An 18,988-nucleotide genomic window follows, 5' to 3' on the forward strand; every position below is an offset into this window, starting at 1 on the left:
CTTCTCCTCTCCCCGCAAAGCGGGGCGGGGGATTAAGGGCGGGGGCGGCGCTTCAGCGCCACATAGAGCGCGCCGCCGCCGCCGTGGTGGCGGTGGGCCTCGGACACCCCGGCCACCATCTCGCGCAGGGCCGGCGCCGCCAGCCATTCGGGGGTGGCGCGCCGCAGGATCCCGTCGCCGCGCAGGCCCTTGCCAGTGATCACCAGCACGGCGCGATGGCCCTCGTCCCAGTTGCGGCGGATGAAGCCCTCCAGGGCGGCGCGGGCGCGGTCCTGGGTCAGGCCGTGCAGGTCGATGCGGGCGCCGATCTCCTCCCGCTCCTTGGCGATGCGGTGTTTGCGGCCGGGTTCGATGGGATCGAGCGGCGGGGTCCGGCCCTTGCGCGGGGCGGGGCGTTCCGGCGGCGGGATGCGCGCGGCCGGCGCCTGGGGATCGATGGGGGGCGCGGGCGGATCGGCGGCGTCGCGCGGCAGGGCCCGGCCAGGCAGGGGGTGAACGGTCTGGGCGACCATGGTCCAGAGCCTGAGCTCCTCGGCCCGGATCGGCCGTTTCACTTGGGCGCGCCCTGGCCCAGCACCGTCCCGATCGGGTCGTCGCCGGGCTTGGGGACCAGGCGGTGCATCCGCAGCACATGGCGCACGCGGCCGGCCTCGGTTCCCGCCACGGGGCCCTGGCCCAGATAGAGGTCGGCGCGGATATCGCCCTTGATCGCCCCGCCGACGTCGAGCGCCGTGACCAGCCGGCGATAGGTCGGGAAGGCGCCGGTCAGCATGGGGGCGGTGGCGTCGACATAGAAGAGCTCGCCCATGGCGTGTCGGCTGGCGTCGACCGCGATGGCGCGACCGGCCGGCAGGGGCACGCCCGCGGCGCCGATCGGCGGCTGGCCGTCGTCGGGCGCCAGGCGGAAGAAGGCGAAGCGCGGATTGAGCCGCATCACCGCATCGGCCTCTGGGCCGCGGTGCGCCGCCAGCCAGGACCGGATGGATTCGCCGGAGATATTGTCCGGGGCGAGCAGGCCCTTGTCACGCATCAGATTGGCGACGCCCACGAAGGGTCGGCCGTTGGTGGCGGAGAACAGGGCCTTGATCCGCGAGCCGTCCTCATAGGTCAGCACGCCCGAGCCCTGGATCTGCAGGAAGAACAGGTCCTCGGGCCGCATCCAGGCGAGCGCGTCCGGCGGACCCTCGGTCTCGATCCAGGCCCGGTCCGGATAGGGGCCGAGCGACCCGTCGGCCTGGCGCTGCATCGGGTCCTTGCCGGCGGGTCCGCCCAGCACCAGGTCGGCGGGCCGGGGCCGGAGCGGCGCCGAGAACTCGGCGTCGGGGGCTTTGCGGGCCGGATATTCCGGGGCGAAATAGGCGGTCATGACGCCTTCGCCGACGATGCGCTCGGGGCGGAAACTGTCCTCGAAGAAGGCGCGGGCCTCAGGTTCGGCCAAGCTCTCCACCGACCGGGCCCGGCGGCAGATCGCCTTGGCGATCGGATCCTTGGCCGCGCCGCAGACCGAGCGATAGGCCGTGAAGGCCGCGGCGTGGTCCTCCGCGTCCCACCCGGGCAGATCGGCGAAGGTCTCGGGCTGGACCTGCTCGACCGGGGCGGGCGCGGGGGTCGACCCCGGCGGCGGACCCGGCGTGACCTTGGGCGGCGGCGCGGTGGCGCAGGCGGCGAGGAACAGGGCCAGGCCCAGGGCGGCGGCGAACGACCTTCCCTTCCCCCGGGAGAGAGAGGGATTGAGCGACGGGATCACCGGCCTCACGCCTCGGCGGCGTCGACGCGGATCAGGATCCAGTTGGGGTCGCGGCTCTTCAGATTGCGTTCGAAGGTCCAGAGCTCAGCCGTGCGGCGATCCTCGACGCTTTCGCCTTCCGGGCCTTTGCCGCGGCTGCGGAACTCGGCCAGGAAGCGCACGGTGAGCTGGGCGAGGTCGCCGACCATGTCGGCCTTCTCCAGATCGGCCCGCGGGCTGTGGGTGAATTCGACGCTCTCGGTCCGCCCCTCGGTCTCGCGCTGGGCGATGGCGGCCTCGAAGGCGTCCATCACCACCGGCGCCAGCAGCGGCTTGAGCACGGCGCGGTCCCCGGCGGCGAAGCCGCGGACGATGGTCTCATAGGCCTGGCGCGAGCCCTGCAGGAAGTGCGGCAGGTCGAAGCCGGGATCGCGGCTCTTCACGGCGGCCAGGCCCGACAGGGTGACCCCGCCCTGGGCCGGATCCTCGGCGGGGCGATCGGGCACGCGGCCAGCCGGCGCCACGGCCTCGGCGGCGGCGTCCTCGGGCTGGCGGCCGACACGGCGCCCCAGCACGGAATAGAGCTGGAACAGCACCACAGCGGCGAGACCGGCGAAGATGATCAGTTGGAGGACTTGCAATCGACTATCGGGGCTCGCAGGGAGACGTGGGATTAATATAGAACGTCGGGGCTGTCGCGTAAGGTCGCGCGGACCGGAGGCGAGATTGCATAGACGGGGTCGCCATGATAGCAGCCCCGCCCACAAACAGGGCGTGAACAGACGCTCAGATCAGACGGATTTTCCTTTCAGATGAGCGATATCGACCCGGCGGCGGCCGCAAACGGTGGTGGGAACGGCCAGGCTCCGGCCGAGCCGGGCATTCGCGTCCTGGCCCAGTTCATCCGCGACCTCTCCTTTGAGAACCCGCGGGCGCCCGAAGCGTTGCGCGCCGGGGCCACCCAGCCTCAGATCGACATGGGCGTGGAGATGAACGCCCGCGGTCGCGAGGACGGATTCTTCGAAGTCGACCTGAAGCTGTCGGCCCGCGCCACCCGCGAGGACGGCCCGGTGTTCCACATCGAGCTGCTCTATGGCGGCGTGTTCCAGATCGAGGGCGTCAGCCCCGAGGATCTCGAGCCGGTGCTGCTGATCGAGTGCCCGCGCTTCCTGTTCCCCTTCGCCCGTCGGGTCATTTCCGACGTCACCTCGGACGGCGGCTTCCCGCCCTTCCTGCTCGACCCGATCGATTTCGCCGGCGTCTATGCGGCCCGCAAGGCCCAATCTGACGGCGTCGTGGTGCTCGGCAACGCCTGATCGCTCTTCTCCCTCGCCCGCTGCGCGGGCGAGGGCCTTAGAACCCGTGCTTCTTCCAGAGCGTGTCGTTCTTCATCACCTCGAGGATGAAGCTCACATGGCGCGCACGCTCCTCGTCGGTGGAGCGGGGAGCCAGCGGCCGGGGCCGGGCGGCGTAGGCGTTGTCGCGGCGGGCGCCGACATACTGGTTGCGGCTCTGCTCGGCGACCAGCTCCAGCCCGCGCTCGCGGCCGCCCTTCAGCTCCAGATAGACCGCCGCCAGCAGGCGGGCGTCGATCAAGGCGCCGTGCTTTTCCCGTTCCGACAGCGAGATCTTGTAGCGCTTGCAGAGCGCGTCCAGGGAGTTGTGCATCCCCGGGAACCGCTTCTTGGCCATGGCCAGGGTGTCGATCCAGCGCTCTTCCGGCAGGACCTGCAGGCCGATCTGGGCCAGTTCGTGATTAACGAAGGCGCGGTCGAAACTGGCGTTGTGGGCGATGATCGGGGCGTCGCCGACGAACTCCAGGAAGGCCTGGCTCACTTCCGGTGCGGCGAACTTGGGCTTGCCCCGCAGGAACTCCGCCGACAGGCCGTGGACCTTCTCGGCCTCGGGCGGCATGTCGCGCTCCGGGTCGATATAGACGTGGAAGCTCCGCCCAGTGGGCAGGAACTCCTCGATCTCCAGCGCGGCCAGTTCGACCAGGCGGTGGCCCAGGTGCGGCTCGAAGCCGGTGGTCTCGGTGTCGAGGACGATCTCTCGGGCCATGGGGTTTTCTTGGCGCGATCCGGGGCGGGGTTCAAGCCGCCCGCGACGATACGCACAGGCTAGATCACTTCGGCTCGACGACCCTCGCCGGCCGCCGAAGGGGGTCGCGCAGGACGGCGATGATCTCGCGGACCTGGGCGCGAGCGTGGTCCAGGCCCTGGCTCGTGTCGACGACGAACTGGGCGCGGGCGCGCTTCTCGGCGTCGGGGGTCTGGCGCTTGAGGATGTCGTCGAGCCGCGCCTCGGTCATGCCCTCGCGGGCCAGGACCCGTTCGCGCTGCATGTGGGCGGGGGCCGACGCCACAACCACGGCGTCGACATTGGCGTGGCCGCCGGTCTCGAACAGCAGGGGGATGTCGAGCACGACGATGTCGGCGTTCGCCGCCTTGGCGCGCTCGAAGAAGCCGATGCGGTCCTTGCCCACCAGGGGATGGACCACCGCATTGAGCTTGGCCATGGCCTCGTCGTTCCCCAGCACGCGCTGGCGCAGGGCCTCGCGGTCGACGGCGCCGTCGCGGGTCACGCCGGGAAAGGCCGCCTCCAGGGGTTCGACCGCGGCGCCGCCCTTCACATAGAGGTCGGCCACGGCGGCGTCGGCGTCATAGACCGGGATCCCCGCCTCGCGGAACATGGCCGCGGTGGTCGACTTGCCCATGCCGATGGAGCCGGTCAGGCCAATGATCATCATGTCTCAAAGTCCCAGGGTCTGGATCGCCAGGGCGCGCACGTCTACGTCCGCGGGCGGGCTCTGGCCGTAGAAGGCTTCGAAGGACGGGACCGCCTGGCCGATCAGCATGGCGAGGCCGTCGACGGTTCGCCGGCCCACCGCCTCGGCCGCCGCCAGGAACGGGGTCTTCAGTGGCTTATAGACCATGTCCATCACCACGCAGACCTGCGGCGTCGCGGCCAGCGGCACGTCCAGGGTCGCGCCGTCGGCGATGCCGGCCGAGGTGGCGTTGACCAGGGCCTGGATCCCGCGGAAAGCGGCCGAGACCTCATCGAGGCCCCAGGCCGAGATCGCGCCGCCAAGGCTGTCGGCGATCGCCTGGGCCTTGGCCTTTGTGCGGTTGACGATGCGGATGTCGGGGCAGCCGGCCTCGGCGAAGGCCGCCGCGGCGCCCCGTGCGCCGCCGCCGGCGCCCAGGATCGTCACCGCCCCGGCCTTGGGGTCGAACCCCGGGGCCTGTTCGGCGAAGGCCCGCAGCAGGCCGAGGCCGTCGGTGTTGTCGGCCAGGACCGAGCCGTCAGTGCGGAACACCAGGACATTGGCGGCCTGGGCGGCGGTCGCGCGGGCGGTCGCCTCATCCGCTGCGGCCAGGGCCTCGCCCTTGAACGGCAGGGTGACGTTCAGGCCCGCCACCGATCCGCCACGCAAGCCTTCGACAAAGGCCGCGAAGCGGCCGTTCGCGATGGCGAAAGGCACATAGACGGCGTCGAGCCCCGTCGCGGCGATCCAGGCGTTGTGCAGCACCGGGCTCATCGAGTGGGCGATCGGCTGGCCGACCACGCCGGCGACCCGGGTCTTTCCGCTGAGCGTCATCGGGCGACGATCCCGTGGTTTCGCAGCAGCTCGAGCAGACCCATCAGCGGCAGGCCGAGGATGGTGAAATAGTCGCCCTCGATCCTGGAGAACAGCTGGGCGCCGGGCCCTTCCAGCCGATAGCAGCCGACCGACCCCAGAGCCTGTTCGCCCTCATTCGCCAGATAGTCCTCCAGGAAGGCGTCGGAGAAGTCGCGCATGGTGAGCGTGGCCGACACCAGCTCGCGCCAGATGGGCGCGCCGTCCTTCGCCACCACCACCGCCGAATGCAGCTGGTGCGGCTTGGCGCGCAGCATCTTCAGCCGCCCGCGCGCCGCCTCCAGGGTCTCGGCCTTGTCATAGAGCCCGCCTTCGAACTCCAGAGTCTGGTCCGCCCCGATGACGAGGCCGGAACGGCCTCGCGAGATTTTCACGGCCTTGAGTTCGGCCAGGGCCTCGGCGATGGCCCGGGCGTCCTGGCCTTCGGCGAGCAAGGCGGTCTTGACGCTGTCTTCGTCGACGCCGGACACCGCGGTCTCGAACGGCACGCCGGCGCCCTTCAACACCGCGGTCCGCGCCGCGCTCTTCGACGCCAGGATCACGCTCACCCCATCACCTCCACAGACCCGTGTCCGCCATGCAGCAGGTTCAGCACCGAGGCGGCGGTCTCCTCGACGCTGCGGCGGGTCACGTCGATCACCGGCCAGCCCATCCGCTCATAGAGCCGGCGGGCCTGGACGATCTCGTCGCGCACCGCCTCGATGTCGATATAGGTCGACTCGCGGTTCTCTTTCAGACTGAGCAGCCGGTTCCTGCGAATCTGGATCAGCCGGTCGGGCGAGATCGACAGGCCGACGATCAGGGCGTGGCGCAGGGTGTAGAGCTTTTCCGGGATCGGCCGGCCCGGCACCAGGGGCACATTGGCCGCCCGGATGCCGCGGTGGGCCAGATAGATGCTGGTCGGGGTCTTGGAGGTCCGCGACACGCCCACCAGCACCACATCGGCCTGGTCGAGATCCTGCCCGCCCTGGCCGTCGTCATGGCCGATGGCGTAGTTCAGGGCGTCCATCCGGTTGAAATAGTCGTTGTCGAGCGCGTGCTGCACGCCCACCCGCCGGCTCAGCGAGGCGCCCAGATAGCGCGACAGGGACGAGACCAGCGGGTCGAGGGCGGCGATGCAGGCCATGTCGAGCTTGCGGCAGCCGTCCTCCAGCGCCGCGCGCAGGCCGTCGTCGACGATGGTGTGGATCACCACGCCGGGCGCCGCCTCGATATCGGTGAGCGCCCGCTCCAGCTGCCGGGGCGAACGGACCAGGGCGTAGATGTGCTCGATCGGCAGGACGTTCTCGAACCGGGCGCAGACCGCGCGGGCCATGGCGTTGAGGGTCTCGCCCGTGGAGTCGGAGACCAGGTGCACATGGAAGTAGGTGGCGAAGCGCGTGGGGTTAGTGGTCATGGGAGCTCGGAAGCGCGCCTTGTCTTGGAACCCTGGCGGGAACGGGCCCTGGGACAGGAGGCCGCACCGTCGGCGAGACATAAACTTGGGGACGAAACGGTCGACATCTTCTTAGCGAAGCCCGCGGCGATTGGGGATAGGCGCCGCGTTCGCCGACCGCCGCACAATGACGGGGATGAAAGCGGCCTTCGGCGCACGAGCCGTCCTCAGGTCCCGCAGGCTTCGGGGTGGGTGTGTAAAGGTTAAGAGAGGATTAACGAGCGTCGCCGTTCCGCCCCGCGGGCGCCCCCGGCGGGGTTAATGAAAGGTTAAGGCCTTCGAGGGGCTTGGGCGTCGTCCCCGTTTTCCACAGCCGGTGAATCACCAGGGCGGACAGGCGTGGGAAAGGCTGGGGACGGGACCGGCGCCGACCGATCCGCGCGAGCGTTTTCCCCCACGATTCCCAGGCCCTGTCGCTACCCCTCCTAAAAACCTAATCAAACCTTAAGACAGGTAGAGAGGCTTTCCGGGACGAGGGCGCATCCCGGATCAAGGGTCGCACTTGAGCCTGAGCGGCGAAGGCGATTTAAGGGGGCCATGACCGATCCCGTGAAACCCAAGCTTCTTCGCGCCCTGGCCGGCGAGACCCTGGCGCGTCCGCCGGTGTGGTTCATGCGGCAGGCGGGCCGATCCCTTCCGGAGTACTGGGCTTTGCGGGAGAAGGCCGGGGACTTCCTGACCCTGTGCTACAATCCCGAGATGGCGGCCGAGGTCACCCTCCAGCCCCTGCGCCGTTTCCCGTTGGACGCCGCGATCCTCTTCGCCGATATCCTGCTGATCCCCCAGGCCCTGGGCCAGAAGGTCTGGTTCGAGACCGGCGAGGGGCCGCGGCTGGAGCCCCTGCCGGAGATCGCCGCCCTGGCTGACCAGATCGAAGCCTCGACCGGTCGCCTGGCCAATATTGGCGAGACCGCCAGCCGGGTCCGGGCCGAGCTGGAGCCCGAGCGGGCCTTGATCGGGTTCGCCGGGGCGCCCTGGACCGTGGCGACCTACATGATCGAGGGTCGGGGCTCGAAGCGCGAGGAGGCCCGGCTCTGGGCTTATCAGAACCCCGAGAAGCTCGACGCCCTGCTGGAGGTGCTGGTGGAGGCCACCGCCCGATATCTGGTCATGCAGGCCAAGGCCGGCGCCCAGGCCCTGAAGCTGTTCGAGAGCTGGGCGGAAGGTCTGCCCGAGGACCTGTTCGAGCGGATCGTCATCGGCCCGCACACGGCGATCGTGGAGAAGGTTCGCGCCGCCGGGATCGATGTTCCGTTCATAGGCTTCCCGCGGGGCGCCGGCGCCCTGGTCGCCAACTATGCGGCCCGGGTTCCGGTTCAGGCCGTGGGGCTGGACACCCAGGCGCCGCTCGCGCTCGGGCGTCAGATCCAGGCGGGCGGCAAGACCATCCAGGGGGCGCTCGACAATCTGCTGCTGCTCGCGGGTGGGCCGGCGCTCGACGCGCGCATCGATGCGTTGATCGAGGCCTGGAACCAGGGCCCCTACATCTTCAATCTCGGCCACGGGGTCATGCCCCAGACGCCGATCGAGCATCTCGACCGGGCCATCCGCCGCGTGGTGGGGGCATGAGCCGGCTCGCGGTCGTCGTCTTCAACCTCGGCGGCCCGGACGGGCCCGACGCGGTTCGCCCTTTTCTCTACAACCTGTTCAAGGACCCGGCGATCATTTCGGTCCCGGCCCTGCTGCGCTATCCGCTCGCGGCCCTGATCTCCTCGCGTCGGGAAAAGCCGGCCCAGGCCAATTACGCGATCATGGGCGGCGGCTCGCCCCTGCTGCCGGAGACGAAGGCCCAGGCCCAGGCGCTGGAGACGGCGCTGAACCTGGCCGAACCTGGGCGCGAGGCCCGCGTGTTCATCGCCATGCGCTACTGGAAGCCGTTCGCCGATCAGACCGCGGCCGAGGTCGCCGACTTCGCGCCGGACGAGATCGTGCTTCTGCCGCTCTATCCCCAGTTCTCGACCACCACCTCGGCCTCGTCGCTGAAGGACTGGGCAGCGAACTATAAGGGGCCGGGCCGCACGCGCACCGTCTGCTGCTATCCGACCGCCGAGGGGCTGATCGCCGCTCATGTCGGCCAGATCGCCGCAACCTGGGCCAAGGCCGGCGAGCCCAAGAATGTCCGCCTGCTGTTCTCCGCCCACGGCCTGCCGGAAAAGGTGATCCAGGGCGGCGATCCCTACCAGGCCCAGATCGAGGCCACGGCCGCCGCCGTCGCCGCCCGCCTGCCCCAGCTGCCGGACTGGAAGGTTTGCTATCAGAGCCGGGTCGGGCCGATGAAGTGGCTGGGCCCGCCCACCGACGCCGAGATCCGCCGCGCCGGCGCCGAGGGCAAGGGGGTGCTGATCACCCCGATCGCCTTCGTGTCCGAGCATGTGGAAACCCTGGTCGAGCTCGACCACGAATACGCCGAGATCGCCCATCAGGTCGGCTGCGCCCCCTATCTGCGCGCGCCGGCCGTGGGGATCGACGAGGCCTTCATCGGCGCCCTGAAGCAGGCGGTCGATCACGCCCTGCCCCGCGCCGGCGGTTCTGCGCCTGAGGGCGCTTGGCTCTGTCCGGCCGGTCATGGCCAATGTGCGAAACGACGGGAAGGAACGCTCGCATGAACTGGTACGACCTGATCCGCGGCCTGCACATCATCGCGGTGATCGCCTGGATGTCGGGGATGATGTACCTGCCCCGGCTCTACGCCTACCACACCGAGACGGCGCCTCCCGGCAGCGAGTTCGACGCCCACTTCCAGGTGTGGGAGGCCAAGCTCCTGCGGATCATCATCAACCCGGCGATGATCATCACCTTCATTCTGGGCCTAGCGCTCATATATATCGATGCGACCCAGATCCGCGGCGGCTACGGCTTCCTGCTCAAGCCCTGGATGCTGACCAAGATCGCCGGGATCATCTTCCTGGTCAGTTGGCACGGGTTCCTGGCCGGCGCCCGCAAGAAGCTGGCGGCGGGGGAACGGCCCCGGTCGGCCAAGTTCTGGCGCGCCACCAACGAACTCCCCTTCCTCGCCGCGGCGATCATGGTCATCGCCGTGACGACGGAATTCGGGAACTAGAACCGCCCTGTTCCTCTCCCCGCATACGGGGAGAGGTTAGGTGAGGGGCGGCTCGCGGAGCGAGACGTCTTTGGCGCCAGGCCCCTCACCCCACCCTCTCCCGAGGGAGAGGGCATCGGGCTGAGAACCACCACCACCCTTGACCCACGCTCCCCAACGTGGTTCCGCTGATCCCACGTGGTTCGCTGGCGGTTCGCCGTGGCCCACGCCCCGCCTCTTTCCGGCGCCGCGCGCTCCCCCATGGACGCCGCCGCGGCCCGGCCCCAAAAGATCCATACGACGCGCCGCCCCCGGATTTTCACATCCGCCAGGCCGTCGACAGAGTTTCCAGCATGGCGTCGCGGCCCCGGGTCGCGCGCGCCTTATGACGAGTTGAATTGATGTCTGAAGACACCCCCCACACCCTCGGCGAAGACCTGGCCGCTGAAGCCCAGGCCGATCAGGCCGCCGAGGCCGAAAGCCAGACCACCCAGGACGCCGAGGGCGACGACGAGGACGGCCAGTCCTCCGAGGTCAAGGCCGCCATCGCGGCGCTTGGCCTGACCCGCATGTCGCTGCAGGAGCTGAAGGACAAGTCGCCCGCCGACCTGCTCTCCTTCGCCGAGACCCTGGAGATCGAGAACGCCAACTCCATGCGCAAGCAGGACATGATGTTCGCGATCCTCAAGACGCTGGCCGAGGAGGGGATCGAGATCTCCGGCTCCGGCACGCTCGAGGTCCTGCCCGACGGTTTCGGCTATCTGCGCTCGCCGGAAGCCAACTACCTGCCCGGCCCCGACGACATCTATGTCAGCCCCTCGCAGATCCGGAAGTTCGGCCTGCGCACCGGCGACACGGTCGACGGCGGCATCCGGGCGCCGCGGGAAGGCGAACGCTACTTCGCCCTCGTGAAGGTCGACCTGACCAATTTCGAGAACCCCGAGAACGTCCGCCACAAGGTCCTGTTCGACAACCTGACCCCGCTCTATCCGGACGAGCGGCTGAAGATGGAGCTCGACGATCCGACCATCAAGGATCGCTCCGGCCGGATCATCGACATCGTCGCCCCGCTCGGCAAAGGCCAGCGCTGCCTGATCACCGCCCCCCGCGGGTCGGCAAGACGGTGATGCTGCAGAACATCGCCAAGTCGATCGAGACCAACCACCCCGAGATCTATCTGATCGTGCTGCTCATCGACGAGCGGCCGGAAGAAGTGACCGACATGCGCCGCACCGTGCGCGGTGAAGTGGTCTCGTCGACCTTCGACGAACCGGCGACCCGCCACGTGCAGGTGGCCGAGATGGTCATCGAAAAGGCCAAGCGCCTGGTCGAGCACAAGCGCGACGTCGTCATCCTGCTGGACTCGGTCACCCGTCTGGGCCGTGCCTACAACACCGTCGTCCCGTCCTCGGGCAAGGTGCTGACCGGCGGTGTGGACGCCAACGCCCTGCAGCGCCCCAAGCGCTTCTTCGGCGCGGCGCGGAACATCGAGGAAGGCGGTTCGCTCACCATCATCGCCACCGCCCTGATCGACACCGGCAGCCGGATGGACGAAGTCATCTTCGAAGAGTTCAAGGGCACGGGTAACTCGGAAATCATCCTGGACCGCAAGGTCGCCGACAAGCGCATCTTCCCGGCCATCGACGTGCTCAAGTCCGGCACGCGGAAGGAAGAGCTCATCACCCCGAAGGACCAGCTGCAGAAGACCTACATCCTGCGCCGGATCCTCAACCCGATGGGCGCCCAGGACGCGATCGAGTTCCTGCTCGACAAGCTGCGCAACGCCAAGAACAACGACGACTTCTTCCAGTCGATGAACACCTGACGACCGGCCGGGGCGCGTCCCCGGCCTCGGCCAGACCCCGAACGGCAACACCCCCCGGCCTCCGCGCCGGGGGGTTTCTGTTTGGGAATTAGGGTGTTGAATCTATTGGTGTTTCACGTGAAACAGGGGCGGAGCCGAGGCGGCAGACGCCTAAGCCCCTGAAATTCCGAAGGTTTCCCGTGAAATCCCCCACTCCCTCCCCTTCATGGGGAGGGTGGCTGGCGCGAAGCGCCAGACGGGTGGGGCCCTAGCTGTCGCCGCAGTCCCCCACCCTGGCCGCTGACGCGGCCTGTCCCTCCCCACGAGGGGGAGGGAGTCCTCGACTACGGAATCAGCAAACTCGCGCCCACAGTCGCCCGGCTTTCCAGGGCTTCGTGCGCCTGGCGGGCCTGGTCCAGCGGGAAGGTCTGGCCGATCTCGACCTCGATCCGGCCTGCGGCGATGAGGCCGAACAGGGCGCCGGCGCTCTCATCGAGCTCGGCGGTGGTGGCCACATAGTCGAACAGGGTCGGGCGGGTCAGATAGAGCGAACCCATCCGCGACAGCCGCCCCGGCTCGATCGCCGGCGCCGGTCCCGAGGCATTGCCATAGGAGACCAGCATGCCGCGCCGGGCGAGGCTGCCGAGCGAGCCCTCAAAGGTCGCCGCGCCGACCGAGTCATAGACGACTGGCACGCCGGCCCCGCCGGTGAGCTTGCGCACCTCGGCGGCGACGTCCTGGTCGCGATAGAGGATCACGTGGTCGGCGCCCAGCGCCTTGGCCCGGGCGGCCTTGTCATCGGACCCGACGGTGGCGATCACGGTGGCGCCCAGGATCTTGGCCCACTGGACCAGGATCTGGCCGACCCCGCCGGCGGCGGCGTGGACCAGGATGGTCTGGCCGGCCTGGACCGGATAGCAGCGCCGGATCAGGAACTCGGCCGTCATGCCCTTGAGCAACACGGCGGCCCCGACCTCGGCGGTGACCCCGGCCGGCAGCTTCACGGCCCGCTCGGCGGCGACCACGTGAAACTCGGCATAGGCGCCGATCGGTCCCGAGGCGTAGGCGACCAGGTCGCCGGGAACGAAGCGGGTGACCCCCTCCCCCACGGCCTCGACCACGCCCGCGCCTTCCATGCCGATCCCGGAGGGCAGCTTCACCGGATAGAGGCCGGTGCGGTGATAGGTGTCGATGAAGTTGATGCCGACGGCCTGGTTCTTCACCAGGATCTCCCCGGCCTTCGGGGCCGACCGGGACCTCGGCCAGGGTCAGGACCTCGGGACCGCCCGTGCGGTCGAAACGGATGGCGCGCATGGTCCGGCTCATCCCAGGTTCGCTTGGAAGAAGGTCAGGGTGCGGCCGCCGGCCAGCTTGGCGTCGGCCTCGTCATAGTGCTCGCCGCCCGGCCGGCGAAGGCGTGGTCGCGGCCGGCATAGGTGTGGATGGTGATCTGCGGATGATTCTTCAGGTTCTGCAGGATGATCGCCTGGGCCGGCTTGGGGACGAACTGGTCCTCCTCGGCAATGTGCAGCATCAGGGGCCGGGTGATCTTGTCGGCCTCGCCGGTCAGGCCCTCGATGCCCACGCCGTAGTAGGACACGCTCGCGTCACAGTCGGTGCGGGCGGCGGTCAGGAAGGCGAGCTTGCCCCCCAGGCAGAAGCCGACCGCGCCGACCTTGCTGGTGCAGGAGGGTTCGGCGCGGATGTACTTGATCACCGCGGCGATGTCCTCGACCCCCTTGTCGGCGTCAAAGGCGTTCATCAGGGCGAAGGCCTTCTTCCATTCGGCCTCCGACTTGTCGGTGATGTCGACGCCCGGTTCGATCCGCCAGAACAGGTCCGGGCAGATGGCCAGATAGCCCTGGGCGGCCAGGCCGTCGGCGATCTCGCGCATGACGGCGTTGACCCCGAAGATCTCCTGGATGACCACGACGGCCGGGGCCTTGTCCTTGGCCGGCCGCGCCAGATAGGCGGAGAAGCTTCCGTCTGAGGTGGTGATGCTGATGGTCTCGCCCATGTGCGGCTCCCTGGGGTTCACGTGAAAGGTCTGGCGCCTTCCTAACGCGCCAGGGCGACAGGTGGGTATGGGAAAAGCGGTTGGGGAGAGCCCGTTGGGCGACTCCCCTTGCGGCGCCTCGCCGACGCCCCCCATAACAGGCGCCTCAACCGAAAGGTCCGTGCCATGAAGATGACCGTCGAGATCGACTGCACCCCGCTGGAAGCCCGGGCCTTTCTGGGCCTGCCCGACGTCACCGCCCTCAATGAGAAGCTGGTGGAGGAGATGCAGAGCCGGATGAGCGCCAACATCTCCATGCTGTCGCCCGAGGAGCTCCTGAAGAACTGGACCGCCTTCGGCGTCGGCGCCCAGGAGCAGTTCCGCAAACTGATGGACATGGGCATGGCCGCCGCCCGGCCGAAGTGAGCCGTTTCACGTGACCGATACGATCTTCGCCCCCGCCACGGCCCCGGGCCAGGCGGCGGTGGCGGTGGTCCGGCTGTCCGGACCGCAGACCCGTCGCGCCCTGGCCGCCCTGGCCGGCCGCCTGCCCCGCCGGCGCATGGCGGGCCTGAGAACCCTGAAGACCCCCGACGGCCAGGCCATCGATCAGGCCCTGACCCTCTGGTTCCCCGGACCCGCCAGCTATACGGGCGAGGACAGCGCCGAGTTTCACGTGCACGGCGGGGCCGCGGTGGTCGCCGCCCTGCTCCAGGCGCTCACGGACCTGGGTCTCCGCCTCGCCGAACCCGGCGAATTCACCCGCCGGGCCTTCGAGAACGGCAAGCTCGACCTGGCCCAGGCCGAGGGGGTCGCCGATCTCATCGCCGCGGAGACTGAGGCCCAGCGTCGCCAGGCCCTGGATCAGCTGCGCGGCGCGCTCGGCCGGGCCCAGGCCGGATGGCGCGACGCCCTGGTCGAGGCCCTCGCCATGTTCGAAGCCGCCGTGGACTTTCCCGACGAGGAGGTGCCGGCCGATGTCGCCGAGCGGGCCGGGCCGCACCTTGATCACCTGATCGCCGAGCTTCAGGCCGCCCTTGAGGGCGTCCAGAGGGCGGAGCGCGTGCGCGACGGCTACCGGATCGCCCTGGTTGGGGCGCCCAACGCCGGCAAGAGCACCCTGCTCAACGCCCTGGCGGGCCGCGAAGCCGCGATCGTGACCGCCACCCCGGGCACGACACGGGACGTGATCGAGGTCCATCTGCGCCTGGGCGGTTACAAGGTCGTGCTCGCCGACACCGCGGGCCAAAGGGACACCGCCGATGAGATCGAGGCCGAGGGTGTGCGGCGCGCCCGGGCCTGGTCCCGGGGCGCCGATCTGCGGATCTGGGTGGTGGACGGCGCGGGCCAGACCCCCGCCCCGCCGCCGCCGGGTCTGAAGGCCGGCGATCTCTGCGTGATCAGCAAGGCCGATCTGCCCCCCGGCGCCGAGACGGGTCGCGCCCAGCTGGAATGCCGCGCCCTGGAGCTGGAGCTGCACCGGATCAGCGCACGTGAAACGGCCGACCTCTCGGCCCTGGAAGCCGTTCTGACCGACCACGTGGTCGAGGCCCTGGCCGGTTCCGAACCCCCGGCCGCCACCCGCCTGCGCCATGCGGCCTTGCTCGGCGAGGCCCTGGAACGTCTGACCCGGGCCCGTGCGCATGAAGAGGAGTTGGAACTGGCCGCAGAGGACGTGCGCCTCGCCGGCCGAGCGCTGGACCGGATCACCGGCCGCATCCACCCCGAGGACGTGCTGGACCGGGTGTTTTCCAGCTTCTGCATTGGAAAATAAGCTGTTTCACGTGAAACACCCTCGGAGAGGCCGTGGATAGCCCCTCACCCCGCCCTCTCCCCGTAAACGGGGCGAGGGAGCAGGCCCAGGCCTGAAGCGCCAAACTGTCCCCTCTCCCCGCTTGCCGGGAGAGGGTCAGGGTGAGGGGTAATCCCCGCCACGACCCATACTCGTCCATTCCCCGCCTGAATCTCTCGGTTTCACGTGAAACCCCGCGCGCCTTCCGCTATAGGACCAGCCCGCCCATATGGGGTGGATGAGGGCGAGACCTTGAGCGTCTGGGACGTGATCATCATCGGCGGCGGCCATGCGGGCTGCGAGGCGGCGGCGGCGTCCGCCCGCTTCGGCGCGCGCACCCTGCTCCTGACCCACAAGCTCGAAACCATCGGCGAGATGAGCTGCAACCCGGCCATCGGCGGCCTGGGCAAGGGCCATCTGGTCCGCGAGATCGACGCCCTGGACGGGGTCATGGGCCGTCTGGCCGATGTCGCCGGCATCCAGTTCCGCATGCTGAACCGCTCCAAGGGCGCGGCAGTGCGGGGACCCCGCTCTCAGATCGACCGCAAGCTTTATCGCCAGGCCATGCAGGCGGAGCTTTCTGCCACGCCGAACCTCACCATTCGGGCCGAAGCGGTCGAGGACTTGGTGATCAAGGACGGCCAGGTGGCCGGCGTGGTCGGCGCGACCGGTGAAACCTATGCCGCCGGCCGTGTGGTGCTGACCACGGGCACCTTCCTGAAGGGGATCATTCACCTCGGCGACACCCGCACCCCGGCGGGGCGGGTCGGTGATGCGCCGGCCATCGGCCTGTCCGACCGGCTCTACAGCCTGGGCCTCAGCATGGGGCGGCTGAAGACCGGCACCCCGGCGCGCCTGGACGGGACCACCATCGCCTGGGACCGGCTGGAAACCCAGGAGGCGGACGCCGATCCGGTCCCCTTCTCCTTCCTGACCGACAGGATCACCACGCGCCAGATCGCCTGCGGCGTGACCTTCACGACGGAAGAGACCCACAAGATCATCGCTGAGCGGCTGTCGGAGTCGGCGGTCTATGGCGGCCGGATCAATGGCCGCGGCCCCCGCTACTGCCCGTCCATCGAGGACAAGGTGGTCCGGTTCGCCGACAAGACCAGCCATCAGATCTTCCTGGAGCCTGAGGGCCTGGACGACGACACGGTCTATCCCAACGGCATCTCGACCTCGGTGTCGCCGGAGACCCAGGATCTGTTCCTGCGGACCATTCCGGGCCTCGAGGCCGTGCACGTGAAACGCTACGGCTATGCGATCGAGTACGATTACGTCGATCCGCGCGAGCTTTCGCCGGCTCTGGAGGTCAAGCGCCTGCCCGGTCTCTATCTGGCCGGCCAGATCAACGGCACCACGGGCTATGAGGAGGCCGCCGCCCAGGGCCTGGTCGCCGGCCTGAACGCCGCCCGCGCCGCAGGCGGGTCCCAACCGGCCATCTTTGGCCGGGACGAGGCCTATATCGGGGTGATGATTGACGACCTGGTCACCCGGGGCGTCACCGAACCCTATCGGATGTTCACCAGCCGGGCGGAATTCCGCCTGTCCCTGCGTGCCGACAACGCCGACCAGCGCCTGACCGACCGTGGTCTGGCGCTCGGCCTGGTGGGCCACGCACGTGAAACCGCCTGGACCGCCAAGTCCCAGGCGCTGGCCGCCGCCCGCGCCCGCGCCGCCGCTCTGACCCTCACCCCGAATGAGGCCGACAAGGCCGGATTGCCGGTGAAGGCGGATGGCCAGCGCCGGGACGTGACCCAGCTGCTCGCCTATCCCACGATCGCCTTCGAGGATCTGGCCCGGATCTGGCCGGAGCTTTCCGACTGGGCGCCCCAGATTCGTGAGCAGATCGAGATCGACGCGGCCTATGCCGGCTATCTGGACCGCCAGGCGGCCGACGCCCAGGCCTTCCGTCGCGACGAGGACCTGCGCCTCGACCCGGAACTCGACTATCGCGCGGTCGGCGGCCTCTCCAACGAGGTCCGCGAGAAGCTGATCGCCGTCCGCCCCCTGACCCTTGGCCAGGCCGCCCGCATCGAGGGCGTGACCCCCGGCGCCCTCTCAGCCCTGTTGGCCCATGTCCGTCGCCGCACCGCAGCCTGATCCGGTCCTCCCCGTGGTGACCGACGCCGCGAGCTTCGCCGCGGTGACGGGGGCTGACGCCCAGGCCCTCGCCGACCTTGAGCAATACCGGTCATACCTGGTCGATTGGAACCAGCGGATGAACCTGGTGGGTCCCGCGACGCTAGATATCTTCTGGTCGCGGCACGCCTGGGACTCCGCTCAGATCCTGCCCCTGGCGCCCGAGGCGCTCACCTGGGCCGACCTCGGAACGGGCGCAGGATTGCCGGGCATCGTGCTGGCGATCCTCGGGAAAAGCCGTCCAGGCTTCCACGTCCATCTGGTGGAATCCATGGCCAAGCGCTGCCGCTTTCTGACCGAAGTGGTCGATGGATTGGCGCTTCCGGCGACCGTTCATAATTCTCGTGCGGAAGACTTGTCACTGGCTGTGGATATCGTCACGGCTCGGGCTTGCGCGCCCCTCTCGCGATTGCTTGGGTATAGCCGGCCCTACCTGCAGCGTGGCGCGGTGGCACTGTTCCTAAAGGGACAAGATGTTGCGGCCGAATTGGACGATGCAGCTAAATCTTGGGATTTCGAGGCCGAAGTATTGCCCAGCTTGAGTGATGTGAGAGGCCAGATCGTGCGCGTTAGGAGGCTGGGCCGTGGCCGTTAAGTCTGAACCGGGAAAACGCGCCCTACGCGTGCTGGTGATCGCCAATCAGAAGGGCGGGGTGGGCAAGACCACCACGGCCATCAATCTCGGCACGGCGCTCGCCGCCGTCGGGGAAAAGGTGCTGCTGATCGATTCCGATCCCCAGGGCAACGCCTCGACGGGGCTCGGCATCCGCCACGCCCAGCGCAAGACCACCCTCTATGACGTGCTGATGGGCGAGACCCCCATCACCCAGGCCGTGGTCAAGACCGAGCTGCCGGGTCTCGACCTGGTGCCGGCCGATCCGGACCTGTCCGGGGTGGAGTTGGAGCTGGGCCAGCAGGCCCGCCGCTCCTTCAAGCTGCGCGACGCGATCGATCCGATCCGCCAGTCGGGCGAATACACCTATGTGCTGATCGACTGCCCGCCGTCGCTCAACCTCCTGACGGTCAACGCCATGGCCGCCGCCGACGCCGTCCTGGTGCCGTTGCAGTGCGAGTTCTTCGCCCTCGAAGGCCTCAGCCAGCTGATGCGGACCATCGAGCTGGTGCGCGGCAGCCTCAATCCGAACCTGGAGATCCAGGGCGTGGTGCTGACCATGTACGACCGGCGCAACAGCCTGTCCGAACAGGTGGCCAGTGACGTGCGCAGCCACTTCGGCCAGACGGTTTATCAGACCGTCATCCCCCGCAATGTCCGGGTGTCGGAGGCGCCGAGCTACGGCAAGCCCGCCCTGGTCTATGATTTGAAATGCGCCGGCAGCCAGGCCTATCTGAAGCTCGCCCGCGAAGTGGTGGTGCGCGAGCGCGATCGCCGCGCCCAAGCCGCCTGAGGAT

At 69.0% G+C, this 18,988-nt stretch carries 17 protein-coding genes and 3 pseudogenes; 10 read left to right on the forward strand and 10 right to left on the reverse strand.

What is annotated here, in order from left to right; translation table 11 throughout:
• Nucleotides 1-32 precede the first annotated feature (32 nt).
• The 3 genes from MQH10_RS20020 to timA are packed head-to-tail and all read right to left on the reverse strand — an operon-like array spanning nucleotide 33 to nucleotide 2,367.
• Nucleotides 33-554 carry a Smr/MutS family protein gene (locus MQH10_RS20020; RefSeq protein WP_242565751.1) on the reverse strand — a complete coding sequence of 174 codons (522 nt, stop codon included), beginning with the start codon at nucleotides 552-554 and terminating at the stop codon, nucleotides 33-35.
• Nucleotides 551-1,747 carry an MltA domain-containing protein gene (locus tag MQH10_RS20025; protein ID WP_336605136.1) on the reverse strand — a complete coding sequence of 399 codons (1,197 nt, stop codon included), beginning with the start codon at nucleotides 1,745-1,747 and terminating at the stop codon, nucleotides 551-553. The genes MQH10_RS20020 and MQH10_RS20025 overlap by 4 nt, the downstream gene beginning before the upstream one ends.
• Nucleotides 1,748-1,752: 5 nt before the next feature.
• Entirely contained in the window at nucleotides 1,753-2,367 is a 615-nt protein-coding gene (gene timA, locus MQH10_RS20030; protein WP_242565752.1) for a TIM44-related membrane protein TimA, read from the reverse strand.
• Between the two features lie 171 nt (nucleotides 2,368-2,538).
• Here timA and secB point away from each other — a divergent pair, with 171 nt between their 5' ends.
• Entirely contained in the window at nucleotides 2,539-3,042 is a 504-nt protein-coding gene (gene secB, locus MQH10_RS20035; RefSeq protein ID WP_242565753.1) for a protein-export chaperone SecB, read from the forward strand.
• A 37-nt stretch (nucleotides 3,043-3,079) separates the two neighbouring features.
• Here secB and dnaQ read toward each other — a convergent pair whose 3' ends face one another.
• The 5 genes from dnaQ to MQH10_RS20060 form a co-directional block, all read right to left on the reverse strand.
• Nucleotides 3,080-3,787, reverse strand: a complete 708-nt coding sequence (gene dnaQ / locus MQH10_RS20040) for a DNA polymerase III subunit epsilon (RefSeq protein WP_242565754.1) — start codon at nucleotides 3,785-3,787, stop codon at nucleotides 3,080-3,082.
• 64 nt (nucleotides 3,788-3,851) lie between these two features.
• Nucleotides 3,852-4,475: a dephospho-CoA kinase gene (gene coaE / locus MQH10_RS20045; RefSeq protein WP_242565755.1), complete on the reverse strand. Its 624-nt coding sequence runs from the start codon at nucleotides 4,473-4,475 to the stop codon at nucleotides 3,852-3,854.
• A 3-nt stretch (nucleotides 4,476-4,478) separates the two neighbouring features.
• Nucleotides 4,479-5,327, reverse strand: coding sequence for a shikimate dehydrogenase (gene aroE / locus MQH10_RS20050; RefSeq protein ID WP_242565756.1), 849 nt, complete (start codon nucleotides 5,325-5,327; stop codon nucleotides 4,479-4,481).
• Nucleotides 5,324-5,914: a Maf family protein gene (locus MQH10_RS20055; RefSeq protein ID WP_242565757.1), complete on the reverse strand. Its 591-nt coding sequence runs from the start codon at nucleotides 5,912-5,914 to the stop codon at nucleotides 5,324-5,326. Before MQH10_RS20055 ends, aroE begins: the two co-directional genes overlap by 4 nt.
• The gene (locus MQH10_RS20060) at nucleotides 5,911-6,762 is read right to left on the reverse strand and encodes a pyruvate, water dikinase regulatory protein (RefSeq protein ID WP_242565758.1); all 852 of its coding nucleotides are present in this window, start codon (nucleotides 6,760-6,762) and stop codon (nucleotides 5,911-5,913) included. The genes MQH10_RS20055 and MQH10_RS20060 overlap by 4 nt, the downstream gene beginning before the upstream one ends.
• Before the next feature lie 576 nt (nucleotides 6,763-7,338).
• Between MQH10_RS20060 and hemE the strand changes: the two genes are divergently transcribed.
• The 4 genes and pseudogenes from hemE to rho all read left to right on the forward strand — a co-directional run bounded on the left by hemE (nucleotide 7,339) and on the right by rho (nucleotide 11,666).
• Nucleotides 7,339-8,370, forward strand: a complete 1,032-nt coding sequence (hemE, locus tag MQH10_RS20065) for a uroporphyrinogen decarboxylase (RefSeq protein WP_242565759.1) — start codon at nucleotides 7,339-7,341, stop codon at nucleotides 8,368-8,370.
• Entirely contained in the window at nucleotides 8,367-9,407 is a 1,041-nt protein-coding gene (gene hemH, locus MQH10_RS20070; RefSeq protein WP_242565760.1) for a ferrochelatase, read from the forward strand. The genes hemE and hemH overlap by 4 nt, the downstream gene beginning before the upstream one ends.
• Nucleotides 9,404-9,862, forward strand: coding sequence for a CopD family protein (locus MQH10_RS20075; protein ID WP_242565761.1), 459 nt, complete (start codon nucleotides 9,404-9,406; stop codon nucleotides 9,860-9,862). Before hemH ends, MQH10_RS20075 begins: the two co-directional genes overlap by 4 nt.
• A 380-nt stretch (nucleotides 9,863-10,242) precedes the next feature.
• Nucleotides 10,243-11,666 (forward strand): annotated as a pseudogene (gene rho, locus MQH10_RS20080) (transcription termination factor Rho).
• Nucleotides 11,667-11,989: 323 nt separating this feature from the next.
• Here rho and MQH10_RS20085 read toward each other — a convergent pair.
• Together MQH10_RS20085 and MQH10_RS20090 are read right to left on the reverse strand one after the other, a co-directional pair.
• Nucleotides 11,990-12,959, reverse strand: a pseudogene (locus MQH10_RS20085) (quinone oxidoreductase family protein).
• An 8-nt stretch (nucleotides 12,960-12,967) separates the two neighbouring features.
• Nucleotides 12,968-13,662, reverse strand: a pseudogene (locus MQH10_RS20090) (dienelactone hydrolase family protein).
• 165 nt (nucleotides 13,663-13,827) lie between these two features.
• Between MQH10_RS20090 and MQH10_RS20095 the strand changes: the two are divergent.
• From MQH10_RS20095 to MQH10_RS20115, 5 genes are all read left to right on the forward strand, one after another.
• Nucleotides 13,828-14,067, forward strand: a complete 240-nt coding sequence (locus tag MQH10_RS20095; RefSeq protein ID WP_242565762.1) for a DUF6489 family protein — start codon at nucleotides 13,828-13,830, stop codon at nucleotides 14,065-14,067.
• Nucleotides 14,068-14,077: 10 nt separating this feature from the next.
• Nucleotides 14,078-15,415 (forward strand): tRNA uridine-5-carboxymethylaminomethyl(34) synthesis GTPase MnmE, encoded by a 1,338-nt coding sequence (gene mnmE, locus MQH10_RS20100; RefSeq protein ID WP_242565763.1) that lies wholly within the window; start codon nucleotides 14,078-14,080, stop codon nucleotides 15,413-15,415.
• A 270-nt stretch (nucleotides 15,416-15,685) separates the two neighbouring features.
• A complete protein-coding gene (mnmG, locus tag MQH10_RS20105; protein WP_242565764.1) occupies nucleotides 15,686-17,539 on the forward strand; it encodes a tRNA uridine-5-carboxymethylaminomethyl(34) synthesis enzyme MnmG in 1,854 nt (617 codons plus the stop codon).
• Nucleotides 17,514-18,173 (forward strand): 16S rRNA (guanine(527)-N(7))-methyltransferase RsmG, encoded by a 660-nt coding sequence (gene rsmG / locus MQH10_RS20110; RefSeq protein WP_242565765.1) that lies wholly within the window; start codon nucleotides 17,514-17,516, stop codon nucleotides 18,171-18,173. Before mnmG ends, rsmG begins: the two co-directional genes overlap by 26 nt.
• Nucleotides 18,163-18,984: a ParA family protein gene (locus MQH10_RS20115; RefSeq protein ID WP_242565766.1), complete on the forward strand. Its 822-nt coding sequence runs from the start codon at nucleotides 18,163-18,165 to the stop codon at nucleotides 18,982-18,984. Before rsmG ends, MQH10_RS20115 begins: the two co-directional genes overlap by 11 nt.
• The last annotated feature ends 4 nt before the right edge of the window (nucleotides 18,985-18,988 follow it).

Source organism: Phenylobacterium aquaticum, assembly GCF_022695515.1.
Lineage (GTDB): Bacteria > Pseudomonadota > Alphaproteobacteria > Caulobacterales > Caulobacteraceae > Phenylobacterium > Phenylobacterium aquaticum.

What these genes read in the sequence shown, in the direction of transcription:
- secB (WP_242565753.1), top strand. Translation starts at nt 2,539, where the DNA reads ATGAGCGATATCGACCCGGCGGCGGCCGCAAACGGTGGTGGGAACGGC.
- dnaQ (WP_242565754.1), bottom strand. Translation starts at nt 3,787, where the DNA reads ATGGCCCGAGAGATCGTCCTCGACACCGAGACCACCGGCTTCGAGCCG.
- coaE (WP_242565755.1), bottom strand. Translation starts at nt 4,475, where the DNA reads ATGATGATCATTGGCCTGACCGGCTCCATCGGCATGGGCAAGTCGACC.
- aroE (WP_242565756.1), bottom strand. Translation starts at nt 5,327, where the DNA reads ATGACGCTCAGCGGAAAGACCCGGGTCGCCGGCGTGGTCGGCCAGCCG.
- MQH10_RS20060 (WP_242565758.1), bottom strand. Translation starts at nt 6,762, where the DNA reads ATGACCACTAACCCCACGCGCTTCGCCACCTACTTCCATGTGCACCTG.
- hemE (WP_242565759.1), top strand. Translation starts at nt 7,339, where the DNA reads ATGACCGATCCCGTGAAACCCAAGCTTCTTCGCGCCCTGGCCGGCGAG.
- hemH (WP_242565760.1), top strand. Translation starts at nt 8,367, where the DNA reads ATGAGCCGGCTCGCGGTCGTCGTCTTCAACCTCGGCGGCCCGGACGGG.
- MQH10_RS20075 (WP_242565761.1), top strand. Translation starts at nt 9,404, where the DNA reads ATGAACTGGTACGACCTGATCCGCGGCCTGCACATCATCGCGGTGATC.
- MQH10_RS20095 (WP_242565762.1), top strand. Translation starts at nt 13,828, where the DNA reads ATGAAGATGACCGTCGAGATCGACTGCACCCCGCTGGAAGCCCGGGCC.
- rsmG (WP_242565765.1), top strand. Translation starts at nt 17,514, where the DNA reads ATGTCCGTCGCCGCACCGCAGCCTGATCCGGTCCTCCCCGTGGTGACC.